Annotated in this window: 12 protein-coding genes; 6 read left to right on the plus strand and 6 right to left on the minus strand. The window is 36.2% G+C overall.

Annotation, left to right across the window (positions count from 1 at the left end; genetic code table 11):
* Positions 1–67: 67 nt before the first annotated feature.
* Both BLT30_RS05905 and BLT30_RS05910 read right to left on the minus strand, forming a co-directional pair.
* Positions 68–1,786: a PspC domain-containing protein gene (locus BLT30_RS05905; RefSeq protein ID WP_089872284.1), complete on the minus strand. Its 1,719-nt coding sequence runs from the start codon at positions 1,784–1,786 to the stop codon at positions 68–70.
* Positions 1,787–1,790: 4 nt separating this feature from the next.
* Positions 1,791–2,132 carry a PadR family transcriptional regulator gene (locus BLT30_RS05910; protein ID WP_027382663.1) on the minus strand — a complete coding sequence of 114 codons (342 nt, stop codon included), beginning with the start codon at positions 2,130–2,132 and terminating at the stop codon, positions 1,791–1,793.
* 312 nt (positions 2,133–2,444) lie between these two features.
* On the opposite strand from BLT30_RS05910, the gene BLT30_RS05915 reads away from it, so the two are divergent.
* Both BLT30_RS05915 and BLT30_RS05920 read left to right on the plus strand, forming a co-directional pair.
* Entirely contained in the window at positions 2,445–3,434 is a 990-nt protein-coding gene (locus BLT30_RS05915; protein WP_089872287.1) for an SDR family NAD(P)-dependent oxidoreductase, read from the plus strand.
* 26 nt (positions 3,435–3,460) lie between these two features.
* Positions 3,461–4,270 carry a helix-turn-helix domain-containing protein gene (locus BLT30_RS05920; RefSeq protein ID WP_089872289.1) on the plus strand — a complete coding sequence of 270 codons (810 nt, stop codon included), beginning with the start codon at positions 3,461–3,463 and terminating at the stop codon, positions 4,268–4,270.
* 220 nt (positions 4,271–4,490) lie between these two features.
* On the opposite strand, the gene BLT30_RS18160 is transcribed toward BLT30_RS05920, so the two are convergent.
* Positions 4,491–4,652 (minus strand): hypothetical protein, encoded by a 162-nt coding sequence (locus BLT30_RS18160; RefSeq protein WP_175487130.1) that lies wholly within the window; start codon positions 4,650–4,652, stop codon positions 4,491–4,493.
* Between the two features lie 60 nt (positions 4,653–4,712).
* Between BLT30_RS18160 and thrA the strand changes: the two genes are divergently transcribed.
* From thrA to rpsO, 4 genes are all read left to right on the plus strand, one after another.
* Positions 4,713–7,157 carry a bifunctional aspartate kinase/homoserine dehydrogenase I gene (gene thrA, locus BLT30_RS05925; protein ID WP_089872291.1) on the plus strand — a complete coding sequence of 815 codons (2,445 nt, stop codon included), beginning with the start codon at positions 4,713–4,715 and terminating at the stop codon, positions 7,155–7,157.
* Positions 7,158–7,239: 82 nt separating this feature from the next.
* The gene (locus tag BLT30_RS05930) at positions 7,240–8,169 is read left to right on the plus strand and encodes a homoserine kinase (protein WP_089872936.1); all 930 of its coding nucleotides are present in this window, start codon (positions 7,240–7,242) and stop codon (positions 8,167–8,169) included.
* A 359-nt stretch (positions 8,170–8,528) separates the two neighbouring features.
* On the plus strand, positions 8,529–9,827 hold the full coding sequence (gene thrC / locus BLT30_RS05935; RefSeq protein WP_089872293.1) for a threonine synthase: 1,299 nt from the start codon (positions 8,529–8,531) through the stop codon (positions 9,825–9,827).
* A gap of 238 nt (positions 9,828–10,065) precedes the next feature.
* Positions 10,066–10,335: a 30S ribosomal protein S15 gene (gene rpsO / locus BLT30_RS05940; RefSeq protein ID WP_027382657.1), complete on the plus strand. Its 270-nt coding sequence runs from the start codon at positions 10,066–10,068 to the stop codon at positions 10,333–10,335.
* 58 nt (positions 10,336–10,393) lie between these two features.
* Here the strand turns inward: rpsO and nrdG are convergent, their stop codons facing one another.
* The 3 genes from nrdG to BLT30_RS05955 all read right to left on the minus strand — a co-directional run bounded on the left by nrdG (position 10,394) and on the right by BLT30_RS05955 (position 13,473).
* Positions 10,394–10,864, minus strand: coding sequence for an anaerobic ribonucleoside-triphosphate reductase activating protein (gene nrdG / locus BLT30_RS05945; protein ID WP_089872295.1), 471 nt, complete (start codon positions 10,862–10,864; stop codon positions 10,394–10,396).
* On the minus strand, positions 10,848–12,932 hold the full coding sequence (gene nrdD, locus BLT30_RS05950) for an anaerobic ribonucleoside-triphosphate reductase (RefSeq protein WP_089872297.1): 2,085 nt from the start codon (positions 12,930–12,932) through the stop codon (positions 10,848–10,850). The genes nrdG and nrdD overlap by 17 nt, the downstream gene beginning before the upstream one ends.
* Before the next feature lie 250 nt (positions 12,933–13,182).
* Complete coding sequence (locus tag BLT30_RS05955) at positions 13,183–13,473, minus strand: hypothetical protein (RefSeq protein WP_089872299.1); 291 nt, start codon at positions 13,471–13,473, stop codon at positions 13,183–13,185.
* Positions 13,474–13,513 lie beyond the last annotated feature (40 nt).

Consider the following 13,513-nt stretch of genomic DNA (forward strand, 5'->3'; position numbering starts at 1 on the left):
AAAGAACTAGGAGAAAAGCGGAGATCCGAAGATCTTTGATCCGCTTTTCAACTAATCCACTCTCAATTTATTTAGTTTTGATAGAAATTTCTTTCTTTCCGTCTTTGATATTGATGTTTAGGTCTTCGATACTTTTCTTAACCTGCTCATCCAATTTCATCCTTTCCAGAACAACATCCGCGGAATCTTTAGAATAATTTTTTCCATTGATCTTCACACTGTCGCTTTCTTCTGAGTTGTACTCGATAGTCGTTCCGTTGATATTGATCTTGTTTTTCTCAACTGTGATCCCGTGATTGTTTTGGTTTCCAGCATCGTTATCATCGTCGTCGTCATCCCCACGAGTGCTAACTTCGTATTCTTTTTCGTTGATGATTTTCATTCTTGAAGGTACTACCAACTCGTAATCCAATCTGTAATCTCTGAATCTGTATTCATAAGGATACTCGAAGTAGTTTGGAAGAAGAACCCTGTTACCTCTGATTTCCACAGGAACTTTCATCTTAAGAGGTTGGTTGTAACCTTCCGCTTCTTTTTTGATGATGATGTAAGGCGTTTTGATGTCGTCTCTTCTTGTGATCTCCACACTTGGATAATCTCTTTTATAGATAGTAGCCTTATCAGAATAGATATTATTAAAGTAAGTTTTGAAATTCTCAGGGATTGCCACTTTCTTGCTGTCAATATAGATAGTGTCGTTTGGAGCAGAGATTGAGATATTTTCATAATCCTCATTTTGTCCGCTATATCTAAAGTTGAATTTAGAAGCGCTCGCGGCCAATACACCGATCAAGATGATCCAGATGATCCCCAATGTTCCAAGAACTGGCCCAACATAGTTGAATTTCGTCTTTGGAGAGAATAGCTTGATTGCTAATAATAAGAATGCTACACCGAAAATAATGGTTGGTAGAGCTGCAATTGCAAGCAACAGATAACCAAGATTATTTTCTTCCAGATAAAATCCAAGATTATTATCCATTCCAAATTTGTCTGAACCGTAAGCAAACATCATTGCAAACAATCCGATGAAACAACCTGCTGCCATCAACGAAAGCAAAACAGCTAGACAATATTTCAGAACTTTCAGAAAAGAATCTCCAGCAGAACCAACTTTTGGACGATTCTCGTTATAGATCTCTCCTGCTCTTGTAGTTGTCTCATTGGCAAACTGTACTATTTTGCTGGATTCTTCCTTTAGGTTGTCGAAGTTTAAAGGCTTTCCTTTCATCTTCAAAAAGTCGGAAGCTGATTCTGCTTTTGGTAAAACTGCCCAAAGAATGAAATACAAAATGACTACTAAGAATGATGAACCTGGAGCTACCCAAAGGAACAGAAATGCGCCAACCCATATCAATCTCATCCAAGTGATATCCATTCCGAAATAAGCTGCCAGACCTGCACAAACTCCGGCGATTTTCTGTCTTTCCGGGTCACGGAACATCTGTTTCTGTGAGTTGCTGCTATAGCTATAGCCTGTGGAGGATTTTGATTTGTTTTGTTTTCCTTCAGAGAAATAAGCTTCTTCCTGCTCATCGATTTGTTCAGGTGTTCCAATTTGAGCAATTACTTTTTCTACATCAGAATCGTTTATAACTTCTCTTTTGGCAAGAGTTTCTTTGAAAATCTCGACCATTCGGATTTCAATGTCGTGCATTACTTCGTCTGCTTCTGAAGCGTCTAGAGAATTTCTCAAGGCATTCAGATAATCGCTAAGCTTGATATAAGCGTGTTCGTCTATCATAAAAGAGAACCCTGCGAGTGCTATAGATAATGTCTTGTTCATAATATTAGTTTTGAGAGTGAGAGTTTGATGTGATTTGGTTTACAGAATCTGTCAGTTCCTGCCAAGTGGTTTGTAATTCTGCAAGGAAGAGACTTCCTTTTTCAGTGATCTGATAATACTTTCTTGGCGGCCCGCTTGTAGATTCTTCCCATCTGTAAGCGAGGAACTCGCCGTTTTTCAATCTAGTAAGGAGAGGATAAAGAGTTCCTTCCACTACATCCAGTTTTCCTTTTTTGAGAGATTCTATCAGGTCGGAAACATACATTTCGCGTTGTTGAATTAGACTCAAAATACAGAATTCCAGAATTCCTTTACGCATTTGCGCCTTTGTGTTCTCGGTATTCATATTAATTTGATTTAATGTTTAAAAGCTTAAAGTCCTTTGGATTTGCGTCCAACATCCAACTACTACTTCAACTTTACATTGCAAAGATATATAAATGAAATGGTATTATGCAATACAAAGTAGTAAATATTTTATAGATTAATATCTAACTAGCTGATTTTCAATATTAAAATTTTATAATGGAAATTAATGAATTTTAGAAATTTAGAAATTAATTTTAGAAAGGACTTTTGAACAAAGTGTATTCGGACGTTTAAACAAAGTTAATTAATGTTTTGCTACCTAATTTTGCTTTAATAAAATATTTAAACAATGAACAATTATCAAGGAGCATTACAAAAGCCTATTAATTCTGGTTTCAATGCAAAATCAACAACAGAAGAAGTGATCAAAGGAATTGATCTCGAAGGAAAAATAGCAATCGTGACCGGAGGAAATTCCGGAATAGGATTGGAAACAGTAAAAACCTTATCAAAAGCCGGAGCAACCGTAATAGTTCCTGCAAGAGACATCGAAAAAGCGAAAAGAAATCTCGTTGGAATTCCTAATGTAGAATTGGAAGAATTAGATCTAGCTAATCCTGATTCCATCAATGCATTTGCTGAAAAATTCCTGGAATCAGCAAGACCGCTTCATTTATTGATCAATAATGCAGGAATTATGTGGGTTCCACTTCGTAGAGACAATCGGGGTTTCGAATCTCAACTTGCTATTAATTACCTGGCACATTTTCAATTAACAGCTAAATTATGGTCTGCATTGAAAAAAGCAAACGGCGCAAGAGTAGTGAATGTATCTTCCGGCGGACATCAATTTTCAGATTTTAATTTTGAAGACCCGAACTTTCTCAATCGAGAATATGAAACTTTACTCGGGTATGGACAATCAAAAACAGCAGTCAATCTTTTCTCAATGGAATTGGATAATCGGGCAAAAGAATTTAATGTAAGAAGTTATGCTTTATGTCCTGGTGCTGTTGGCGAAACAGAATTAGGGAGAGAAGCGCCATTGGATTTGTTTCAGAAACTCGGTTATGTTGATTCGGAAGGGAATTTATTACCGGAAGTTAAGGCTTCTCTAAAGACCATTCCTCAAGGTGCGGCAACCACGGTCTGGTGTGCAACAAGTCCTTTATTAAATGATTTAGGTGGCGTTTATTGTGAAAATGTAGATGTCGCACTTTTGAGTTCTGACGTGTCAATTATCGGTGGTATCAAAGCATATTCTTTGGATGAAACCAATGCAAAAAGATTATGGAGTTTGAGTGAAGAAATGACAGGAATAACATTTGAGCTCAATTGATATTTGTACATTTGTGTAAGAATAATATGGATTATCAGGTCAATTATATCAACCCGGAAATCAAACTTTCCTGTTATGAGGGCAAGTTGTTCAAGACCGAAGCAGCATTTAACGACCATTTACTGGTTTGGCTGATTTCTGGTGAGACAAAGATCATCCAGGCAGACGAGAGCTTTGTGTTTGGCGCAGGAAGTACTTTTCTGATTCCCAGAAATCAATTGGCGACTATCATCAATTATCCGAAAGATGGATTGCCTCACAAAGCAGTTGCAATGCATTTATCTGCAAAAAGACTCAGAGAGTTTTATAATGATGATCATATAAAATCAAAAATCACAACAGAAAAAATCATCAGTTTCGAGAAACATCCTTTATTGGAAAGCTGTTTGGCTTCGTTGATTCCATATTTCGAAATGCAGAACAACTTTCCCGAAAATATTGCCATATTGAAAATCAATGAAGCGATCAATATTCTCACAACGATTGATGAAAATATAGATTCTGTGCTCAATAATTTTGAGGAACCGGGAAAGATTGATTTGGTAAGTTTTATGGAAAAGAACTTTATGTTCAATATGCCATTGGAGAAATTCGGCTATTTGACTGGCCGTAGTTTAACGACTTTCAAAAGGGATTTTTACAAAGCATTCAATTCTACACCACAAAGATGGCTCACCAAAAAACGTCTGGAATTAGCACACTACGAACTTACCGAGAAAAATAAAAAACCTGCAGATGTCTATTATGAAATAGGTTTCGAGAACTTGTCGCATTTTTCTTTTGCATTTAAGAAACAGTTTGGATATGCGCCGACAAAACTTTTTGGTCATAATTAGAATTTGGGCAGCTTGATCCGCCTTCCGCTCCCAAACCTAACGAAGTGGTTCGACGAAGTCAATCTTTTCACTCCACTACGTTGCGTTAAAAGGATTTCCGCTCAAGTCGGGCTGCGTTAGATTCGCTGTTTTTAATAGTATGTGAATTTTATAAAGAAATTCAAAAATTTTTGAATAAAAATTTGCAGATGAGAAATGTTTTCATATTTTCGTAAGAGATTTACAAAACGATGATGAATTTTACAACCACAACAACGATTTCTACAACAACTACAATTAGTAGCTGCAGAAAGGTGTGTTTGTGATATTGTGAAAATAGATAATTAACAAAAGCCTTTCTGATTTCAGAAAGGCTTTTTGTTTTGAATAGATCAATTAACATTTAGTATTAGAATTGTCACACTGAGCGGAGTCGAAGTGTTAAAAAATAAGAAATCAAATAATGAAAATTTTAAAATTTGGGGGAACTTCGGTTGGAAGTGTAGAAGCATTGCGAAATGTAAAATCAATCATTGAAAAAGAATTTAATAAAGACAAATCTCTAATCGTTGTCTGTTCCGCTTTGTCAGGAATTACGAATGTGCTTTTATCGGCATCAGAAGAAGCTTTGAAACAAAACGATTTCTCAGAAATCCTGAAATCTGCAGAAGAAAAGCATTATCAGATTATCTCGGAATTATTGCCAAGAACGGCTCAGAATCCATTATTGATGATGGTGAAAGTAGGTTTCAACGAGATTGAGGATATTTTGTTCAGTGTCAAAAATCTAGGCGAATTATCAGACAGGATCAAAGATAGACTTCTTTCTTACGGAGAACAGATGTCGAGCAAAATTGTTTCGGTTTTTCTGCAATCTGAAGGTTTTCCAACGGTTTTTCAAGATTCAAGAGAGTTGATTTCAACGGATTCTCATTTCGGAAATGCCAATGTCGATTCTAAAAAAACGAATGAAACCCTAAAAAACTGGAAATTAGAAAATCAAATTTATGTAGTAACAGGTTTTATCGCCAAAGATAAAAATGATGATACAACAACTTTGGGTCGAGGCGGTTCAGATTACACCGCGGCCATTCTCGGTTCTGGCTTGCAAGCTGACGAGATCCAGATCTGGACAGATGTTGATGGCTTTTTGACTGCTGATCCGAGGTTGGTGAAAAATGCGTTTTCACAATCGGAACTCAGTTATCAGGAAGCGATGGAAATGTCGTACTTCGGTGCAAAAGTGATTTATCCACCAACAATGATTCCTGCTATCGAAAGTCAAATCCCGATCTATATCAAAAATACTTTCAAACCGGAAAATCCGGGAACTTTGATCCATCAAAGATCTGAAGTTTCCAAAGGTCTTATCAAAGGAATTGTTTCCATCGAGAAAACCTGCCTGATCAATATTACCGGAAACGGGATGATCGGGATGAAAGGTTTCAGCGGAAGATTGTTCAATGCTTTGGCCAGATATGAAGTTAATGTTATTCTAATCACGCAGGCGAGTTCGGAACATAGTATTTCGTTTGTGGTTGCTTTTGACGATGAGAAAAAAGCGAAAACAGCAATCTATGAAGAATTTGATTTTGAAATTAGTTCAAACAAAATTGATGAACCGCAATTCGATAATGAGCTTAGTATTATTTCTGTCGTTGGTGAGAATATGAAAAAAACAAGGGGAATCAGCGGGAAGTTTTTCAGTGCTTTGGGCAAGAATGGAATCAATATTATTGCCATTGCACAAGGTTCATCTGAGCTTAATATTTCTGCCGTAATTGAGAGAAACGAATTGTCAAAAGCACTTAATGTCGTTCACGATTCGCTGTTGCTTTCTCCTGTAAAAACTTTCAATGTGATGTTTGCTGGAACAGGAAATATCGGGAAAGAATTGTTTCGGCAATTGGAAAGAGAACAACAAAACCTGGAAGAAAACCATCAGATTAAAATCAATGTTGTAGGAATTACAAACAGCCGGGAAATGAAAATTTTCGATAATCCTGAATCCGATTTTGATTTAAATAATAACTTTAATAATAATTTGCAAAAATCAGATTTAAAACAATTTATAAATTCTATTTCAAGTAAAAATTTACCTAATTTGGTTTTTGTGGACAACACTTCTAGCGAAGATGTCGTCAAAGAATATCCGTTGTTATTTAATAATAATATCTCCATTGTAACTTGCAACAAAAAAGGGAATTCTTCGTCTTATGAGCAATACAGCAAATTCAAAAGGCTGGCAAAAAAGAACAATGTGAATTTCTTATATGAGACCAACGTTGGAGCTGGACTTCCAATCATCAAAACGCTGAATGACCTTTGGATTTCCGGTGATGAAATTCTGAAAATAGAAGCGATTCTGTCCGGAACAATTTCTTACATTTTTAATAATTATGTTGGCGATAAAACTTTTGCGGAAGTTGTAAGAACAGCACAGGAATTAGGTTATACAGAACCTGATCCGAGAGACGATTTGAACGGAATGGATTTCTCCCGGAAGATGTTGATTCTGGGAAGAGAAATTGGATTGCCTTTGGAAATGTCGGATGTCAATATCAAAGATTTCCTTCCGGAAGATTGTCTCAAGGCAAATTCAATTCCTGCATTTTATGAAGAACTAGAAAAACACGAACCTTATTTTTCATCTTTCAAAAACGAAGCAGAGAATTCTGGAAGAAAACTGAGATTAATCGGCGTTCTGGAAGACGGAAAAATCAACATCGAAGTTCAGATTGTAGATGCTGATCATCCATTTTTCGGACTGTCTGGAAGCGATAATATCATTTCGTTCACAACTTCCAGATATAAAAATACACCTTTGGTTGTGAAAGGTCCTGGTGCGGGTGCGGAAGTTACAGCAGCTGGTGTTTTTGCAGATTTGGTAAGAGTTACAGCGCAATAATCATAGAAGATAAACGATAATTGATTGCAATTCATCGTTTTATTTAATGTCATTCATCAATCATCATTTATCAATTATAAAAATGGATTCTATAAAAGTTTTCGCTCCCGCTACAGTCGCCAATGTCGTTTGCGGTTATGATATTCTCGGTTTTGCGATAGAAGAACCGGGCGACGAAATTATCTTAAGAAAAAACGATTCCAACCAAATCATCATCACAAAGATCGAAGGCGATAACGGAAAACTACCAAAAGACCCAAAGAAGAATGTCGTTTCCCACGTTATCAGATTGTTTCTTGAAAAAATAAATTCCAATCAGGGAATTGATATTGAACTATATAAAAAAATGCCACTCAACAGCGGAATGGGTTCCAGTGCGGCAAGCAGTGTTGCAGCTCTGGTAGCGATAAATGAATTGATGGGAAAACCATTTTCCAAACAAGAATTGTTGCCTCTCGCAATGGAAGGCGAACGAATTGCCTGCGGAAATGCGCACGCAGACAATGTTGCACCCGCACTTTTGGGCGGCTTGGTTTTGGTCAGGAGCTACGAACCTTTGGACGCTCTTAAACTGCCTTATCCAAAAGATTTGTCGGTGGTTTCCGTTCATCCGCACGTGGATGTTCCGACAGGTGAAGCAAGGAAAATTATCAAGGAAAGAATCAGTCTCAAATCTGCTGTTCAGCAGTGGGGAAATGTTGCCGGTTTGGTTGCCGGATTTTGCAACAACGATTTGGGTCTGGTCAGCCGAAGTATGGAAGACGTCATTATAGAACCGGTTCGTGCGATGCTGATCCCGTATTTTTATGAGATGAAACAGTTGGCTTTGGACAACAGTGCGATTGGTTTTGGGATTTCCGGTTCCGGTCCGTCGGTTTTTGCGTTGTGTGAAAAAAAGGAAATTGCGGAAGAGATTTCATTTAAAATTAAAGAATTACTCAATCAAAAAAATATAGAAAGTGAAGCATTTGTAACCAAAATAAACGATGAGGGTGCAAGAGTCATTTATTGAAATTTGGGCAGCTTAATCCGCCTTCCGCTCCCAAACCTAACGAAGTGGTTCGACGTAGTCAATCTTTTTTGCAGACGATCTACAATCAATAGAAATTAAGTAAAAGCAAAAAAGGATTTCCGCTCAAGTCGGGCTGCGGCTTCGTCGTTAAATCTAGATTTGTCCTAAAACCCAATATTGTCATTCCAGAGGAATCTAAACTGTTGAGATTCCTACGGAATGACAAAAGAGCTTTAAAATTTTTAGTCTTTGCTGAGTTTTACGTCTTTGCGAATCTTAAAAATATTTTCAGAGTAAAAAAAACTTTGCGGACTTTGCGTTAAAATTTTGAACTTATCAAACAACAATTACCAACCAAAATGAAATACATATCAACAAGACAACAACAAGAAACTGATATAAAAACAGCAATACTGAAAGGTTTAGCTGATGACGGCGGACTTTTTATGCCGGAATATATTCCGCAATTGGATTCTGAATTCTTTGAAGATTTATCCAACCTTAGTTTGCAGGAAATTGGATTTCGGGTTGCAAAAGAATTTCTCGGTGAATCCATTTCCGATGATAATTTGAAAGAGATCATCGATGAAGTTTTAAACTTTGAAATTCCTGCAGTGAAAATTTCAGAGGATATTTATTCACTAGAGTTATTTCACGGACCAACAATGGCTTTCAAAGATGTTGGGGCAAGATTTATGGCAAGAATGATGTCTTACTTCTCTGGAGGGAAACCAATGAAAGTGATTGCAGCAACTTCTGGAGATACGGGAAGTGCAGTTGCGTCTGGATTTTTCGGAGTGCAGGGAATCGAGGTTTATATTCTTTATCCGAAAGGAAAAGTAAGTCCGTTACAAGAAAAACAGCTTACAACTTGGGGTGGGAATATCAAAGCTTTAGAAATCGATGGAACTTTTGATGATTGTCAGGCTCTGGCAAAACAAATTCTGTCCGACGAAGAATTGAATGAGAAATTTACTTTAACATCGGCGAACAGTATTAATATCGCAAGATTAATTCCTCAATCTTTTTATTATTTCTGGGCTTTTGCACAACTTCAAAAGCTAGGAAGGCCGATTGTTTTCTCAGTTCCAAGTGGAAATTTTGGAAACTTGACAGCTGGACTTTTTGCCAAGAAAATGGGATTGCCAATTCACCAATTCATCGCTTCAACCAATTCAAATGATGTCGTTCCAAAGTTTTTAGAAACAGGAAATTATGAATCGAAACTTTCCAAACAAACCATCAGTAATGCAATGGACGTTGGCAATCCAAGCAATTTTGAAAGGATGAAAAGCTTGTTCAATAATGATGTTTCAGAATTTAAAAAAGAGATCGAGTCTTATTCTTTTTCAGATGAAGAAACAAAAGATACGATGATTAAAGTTAAGAACGATTTTGGCTATACTTTGGACCCGCACGGCGCAGTTGCTTATCTTGGTTTAGAAAAATATTCTAAGAAATCGAATGAAGATTTTGTAGGTGTTTTATTAGAAACAGCCCATCCTGCAAAGTTTGTAGAAGTGGTGGAAGATGTTCTGAAGGAGGAAGTTACCATTCCAGAGAAATTAGAGGCATTCAATAAAAAAGAAAAGCGATCTGTGGAATTTTCTGTTGATTTTCAACAGGTGAAACAATTTTTGATGGAGGAGAAGCAATAAAACGCAAAAGGCACAAAGGTTTTTTGCAATCATAAGCAGAATTTTGCCATTCCGTAGGAGTCTAAACAAAGCTGTCGAGATTCCTATGGAATGACAAGCTAAATATTAATTTTGATTAACTTTCTTTTGTGGTTTAAAACTATTGCAATAAAAATAGTTTTGATTTACAGTTCCTAATCCGGAAATAAATCATATCTTTGCATCCGAATTTACATAATAATCATTAAATAATATTGGAATGTATTTAACATCAGAAAAGAAAGCAGAGATCTTCGCAAAACACGGAAAATCTGCACAAGACACAGGAACTGCTGAAGGACAAGTTGCTCTATTCACTTTTAGGATCAACCACCTTACTCAGCATTTGAAAGCTAACCACAAAGACTTCAACACAGAAAGATCTCTTGTGAAGTTAGTAGGTAAAAGAAAAGCTCTTTTAGATTATTTGAAGAAAAAAGATATCAACAGATATAGAGCAATTATCGCTGAATTAGGAATCAGAAAGTAATTCCAGGTTCACGCAAAAAATTAAAGCAACTCATTTGGGTTGCTTTTTTTTTTATTAATTAAATCCTTTCTTTTCGAAATAAAAAAGTCATATCAATAAGTTCATCATCAATAATTTTATAAAAGCTTTGATTGGTATCAGGCGAACCCAGTCCACCATATTTTTCTTTATAAGGTCCAAGTTTTATGAAATTAAAATATTTAAGCTGAAAAGCTTTAGGCAATTTCTGTTTCCCGGAGTACCAAGCAATTTTCAAATTTGGATCAATCGATTTGACAAACACTGCCAAATTTTCTATTTCTGATGGCTCAGAATCTCCACCCATAAAACAAATACAAGTAATAGCTTTGTCATATTTTTCGATGATATTCAGAATAATATCTTCTGTTAGAAAAATTCCGATATCTTCCTGTAATTGTGGACTATGACAGCTTTTGCAACGCAAAGGGCAATTAGAAATATTGATGGCCAATGATATTTCATTCGGCACTTCTTGGAAAACAATGTTATGATCAATGAACTTTAGCATAATGCCTTACAGATGCTTCTTCTTGTCGGGGAGCAGAAAAATTGCTGATTCTTTTCAGATAACCAATGACCCTTGTGATATGGTCCAGGTTTTCACTTTCGCAAGTTGTACATTTTTTCAGATTTTGCTTACTGATATGTCCGCAATCATTACAGATCGTATTCGGAACATTGAATGTGAAATAATTACAACCCTCCAAGATCGCCACTCTCAGAAGTTGATGGTATTGCTCTTTGGAAAGATGCTCTTCCAGATTAAGATGCAGAGCGGAACCTCCAGTCAAATGTTCGATATACTTTTTGCCGTGTAATTTGAATTTGTCTAGAATATTTGTGGATTCATCTTCAACAATGTAGAAGTAGCTATTGTAGCAATTTCTGGGGACTTGATAGCCGTCTTGTTTATCCCATTTTGAAAATTTGACACCCACATTTTCGGCCGGAATCATCTCGCAATTGAACATAACTTCAGCAGATTTGTATTTTTTATTGTAATGTTCTATCATTCCTAATATTTCCTGGACGAATGTTTCATATTCATGATTATCATTGATTTGGATGCCTAAGAATTCTGCAGCTTCCACAAGCCCGTTCACACCAATTGTCAGATATTGACGTTTCATATTGATATAACCGGAATCGAAGAGAGGTAACATTCTTTTACTTTCCAGGTATTTGAGATTTTCGTTGTAAGCCAGTTGCACCTTATGAACCAGATCCACTACCTGTTCCAAAAATTCAAGATGAGGAAGCCCTTTATTCACTGCATTTTGAACACATCGATTTAGATTAATTGTAAGTACGCTTTTGGATCCTGTCGAGATTCCGCCAGCGCCTAAAGTATAGCTGAAAGTATTGTCTGTGATCTCATTTCTCAATCTGCAGCAGCTGCTCAAAGAATCGGCATTGTCACTAATGTAAGTGAAAAACGAATGTCCTTTGGAGTACATCTCCGCCGTAAAATTGCCATAATCTTTATCTTTTGCATCACCATTTTCTGTTAACAAAGCCATTGTTTCTACCGGAAAAGTCAAAACAGCTTTGATTCTTTCTTCATTGAACCAATTCATAAATCGTTTTTGAAGCCAGCTCAAGGATTTCCAATCCGGTCTTCTTCCATCAGGGAAAACAAAATCCTCGAAAAGGCTTTCAAAATAATATTGATCATAGTAGGAGATATTCCAAAACACCGCTTGGAAGTTTCTTGCACCAGTCGGCTGATTGATAGAATAGACGATCTGCTCAAAACAATCCGTGATCACTTTGTCCAGAGTTCTTTGCTTTAAGGAAAGATCAACGATCTTGTCAGTGTTCAAATAATAATCATCACCATATTCTTTCTGTATGAAATGGTTCATATACATCAGGAATTCCGGCGTTGCACAAGCACCGCTCAACATACTGGAAACCATAAAAACCAGATTGATAAAACCGCCGCAAAAGGATTTGAGATTGGTTGGCGCTTTGGAATTGCCTCCAATCGATTTTGTTCCGTCGATCAGCCAGGGATACATTGTGATACTTGCACAGTAATTGGCAAGGCTGGTTTCATCATTCTTATAAATGAAATGATTGTTGAGCAGCTTTATATATTTATCCGAGACTTCTTTTCCATACATATCTTTTAATCTGTCGGTCAGCAACTTTCTGTTGAGACGGATGAAGTTGGATTTGGGCAATTCTCCGATCAATGTTGCCAGATTCTTGTTGTCAACGTTGGCATTGGCGTCATATCGGCTTCCTGTCGCGGCATTGGAAGCATCACAATAATCTATCAAAAACTCCAGTTTGTCTTTTACTTCCCGGTCTTCTGTGTGCTTTTGGCGATACAGCATATAAGACTTGGCAACGTGATAATATTGCTCTTTCATCAAGGCAATTTCCACTTGATTCTGAATCTCTTCCACAGAGATCTGATTCCTGATACTGATCCTGCTAAGGATGTTTCCCAAAGCTTCCTGTGTTGCAAAACTGCCAACAGAGAGAAAAGCTTTTGAAATGGCATTTTTGATTTTTTTGATGGAGAAAACTTCCTTTTTTCCGTCTCTTTTGATAATAATCGTTTCCATAAATATATAGTTTTAGCTGTCCGTAAATGATGGGTTTACAGATGGTTTGATGAACATTTAAAAAAAGCTGTGCATCAAATTTAGAGACATTAATGGATTAATTTGCCCTTTTCGGAACCGAATTTTATATGAGATTATTCAGTTAAGTGGTCTTTTATTTTTGTGTAAATTGAATGTTTTTTGTGATGGGATTCTTTGAGATGTTTCAAATAAAAAAGCAACTCGGTTTTTGAGTTGCTTTGTTAACTAATTATTTTCCTAATATGTCTTTGAAATGAATATCCCAATCTCCAATATAAGTTCTTTGATATCTAAAAGGAGTGTTTTCATTTGTACCATCAAAAAAATATTCTTTCTCATCATCCAACACTACCAAATACCAAGTTTGATTTTTTTTGATTATTTTAAAATGATGACATTGGTTTTTTAAATCATAACCATTTTCAATTTGAGTTAATTCAAAAAATCCATTTCTTTCACTGGCAAATTTTTTTATAAGTTGATAAGCATTGAATTCTAATTTTGTTAATTCGTTGTTCATAAAAATAAAATTTAGATTAATAAACACAAAGATATTTACG

The organism is Epilithonimonas hungarica, from assembly GCF_900102265.1.
In the GTDB taxonomy this organism is placed as follows: domain Bacteria; phylum Bacteroidota; class Bacteroidia; order Flavobacteriales; family Weeksellaceae; genus Epilithonimonas; species Epilithonimonas hungarica.

Coding starts and splice junctions, on each gene's coding strand:
- BLT30_RS05915 (WP_089872287.1), top strand. CDS start 2,445: ATGAACAATTATCAAGGAGCATTACAAAAGCCTATTAATTCTGGTTTC.
- nrdG (WP_089872295.1), bottom strand. CDS start 10,864: ATGCTAAAGTTCATTGATCATAACATTGTTTTCCAAGAAGTGCCGAAT.
- BLT30_RS05905 (WP_089872284.1), bottom strand. CDS start 1,786: ATGAACAAGACATTATCTATAGCACTCGCAGGGTTCTCTTTTATGATA.
- BLT30_RS05920 (WP_089872289.1), top strand. CDS start 3,461: ATGGATTATCAGGTCAATTATATCAACCCGGAAATCAAACTTTCCTGT.
- thrA (WP_089872291.1), top strand. CDS start 4,713: ATGAAAATTTTAAAATTTGGGGGAACTTCGGTTGGAAGTGTAGAAGCA.
- BLT30_RS05955 (WP_089872299.1), bottom strand. CDS start 13,473: ATGAACAACGAATTAACAAAATTAGAATTCAATGCTTATCAACTTATA.
- BLT30_RS05930 (WP_089872936.1), top strand. CDS start 7,240: ATGGATTCTATAAAAGTTTTCGCTCCCGCTACAGTCGCCAATGTCGTT.
- rpsO (WP_027382657.1), top strand. CDS start 10,066: ATGTATTTAACATCAGAAAAGAAAGCAGAGATCTTCGCAAAACACGGA.
- BLT30_RS05910 (WP_027382663.1), bottom strand. CDS start 2,132: ATGAATACCGAGAACACAAAGGCGCAAATGCGTAAAGGAATTCTGGAA.
- nrdD (WP_089872297.1), bottom strand. CDS start 12,932: ATGGAAACGATTATTATCAAAAGAGACGGAAAAAAGGAAGTTTTCTCC.
- BLT30_RS18160 (WP_175487130.1), bottom strand. CDS start 4,652: ATGTTAATTGATCTATTCAAAACAAAAAGCCTTTCTGAAATCAGAAAG.
- thrC (WP_089872293.1), top strand. CDS start 8,529: ATGAAATACATATCAACAAGACAACAACAAGAAACTGATATAAAAACA.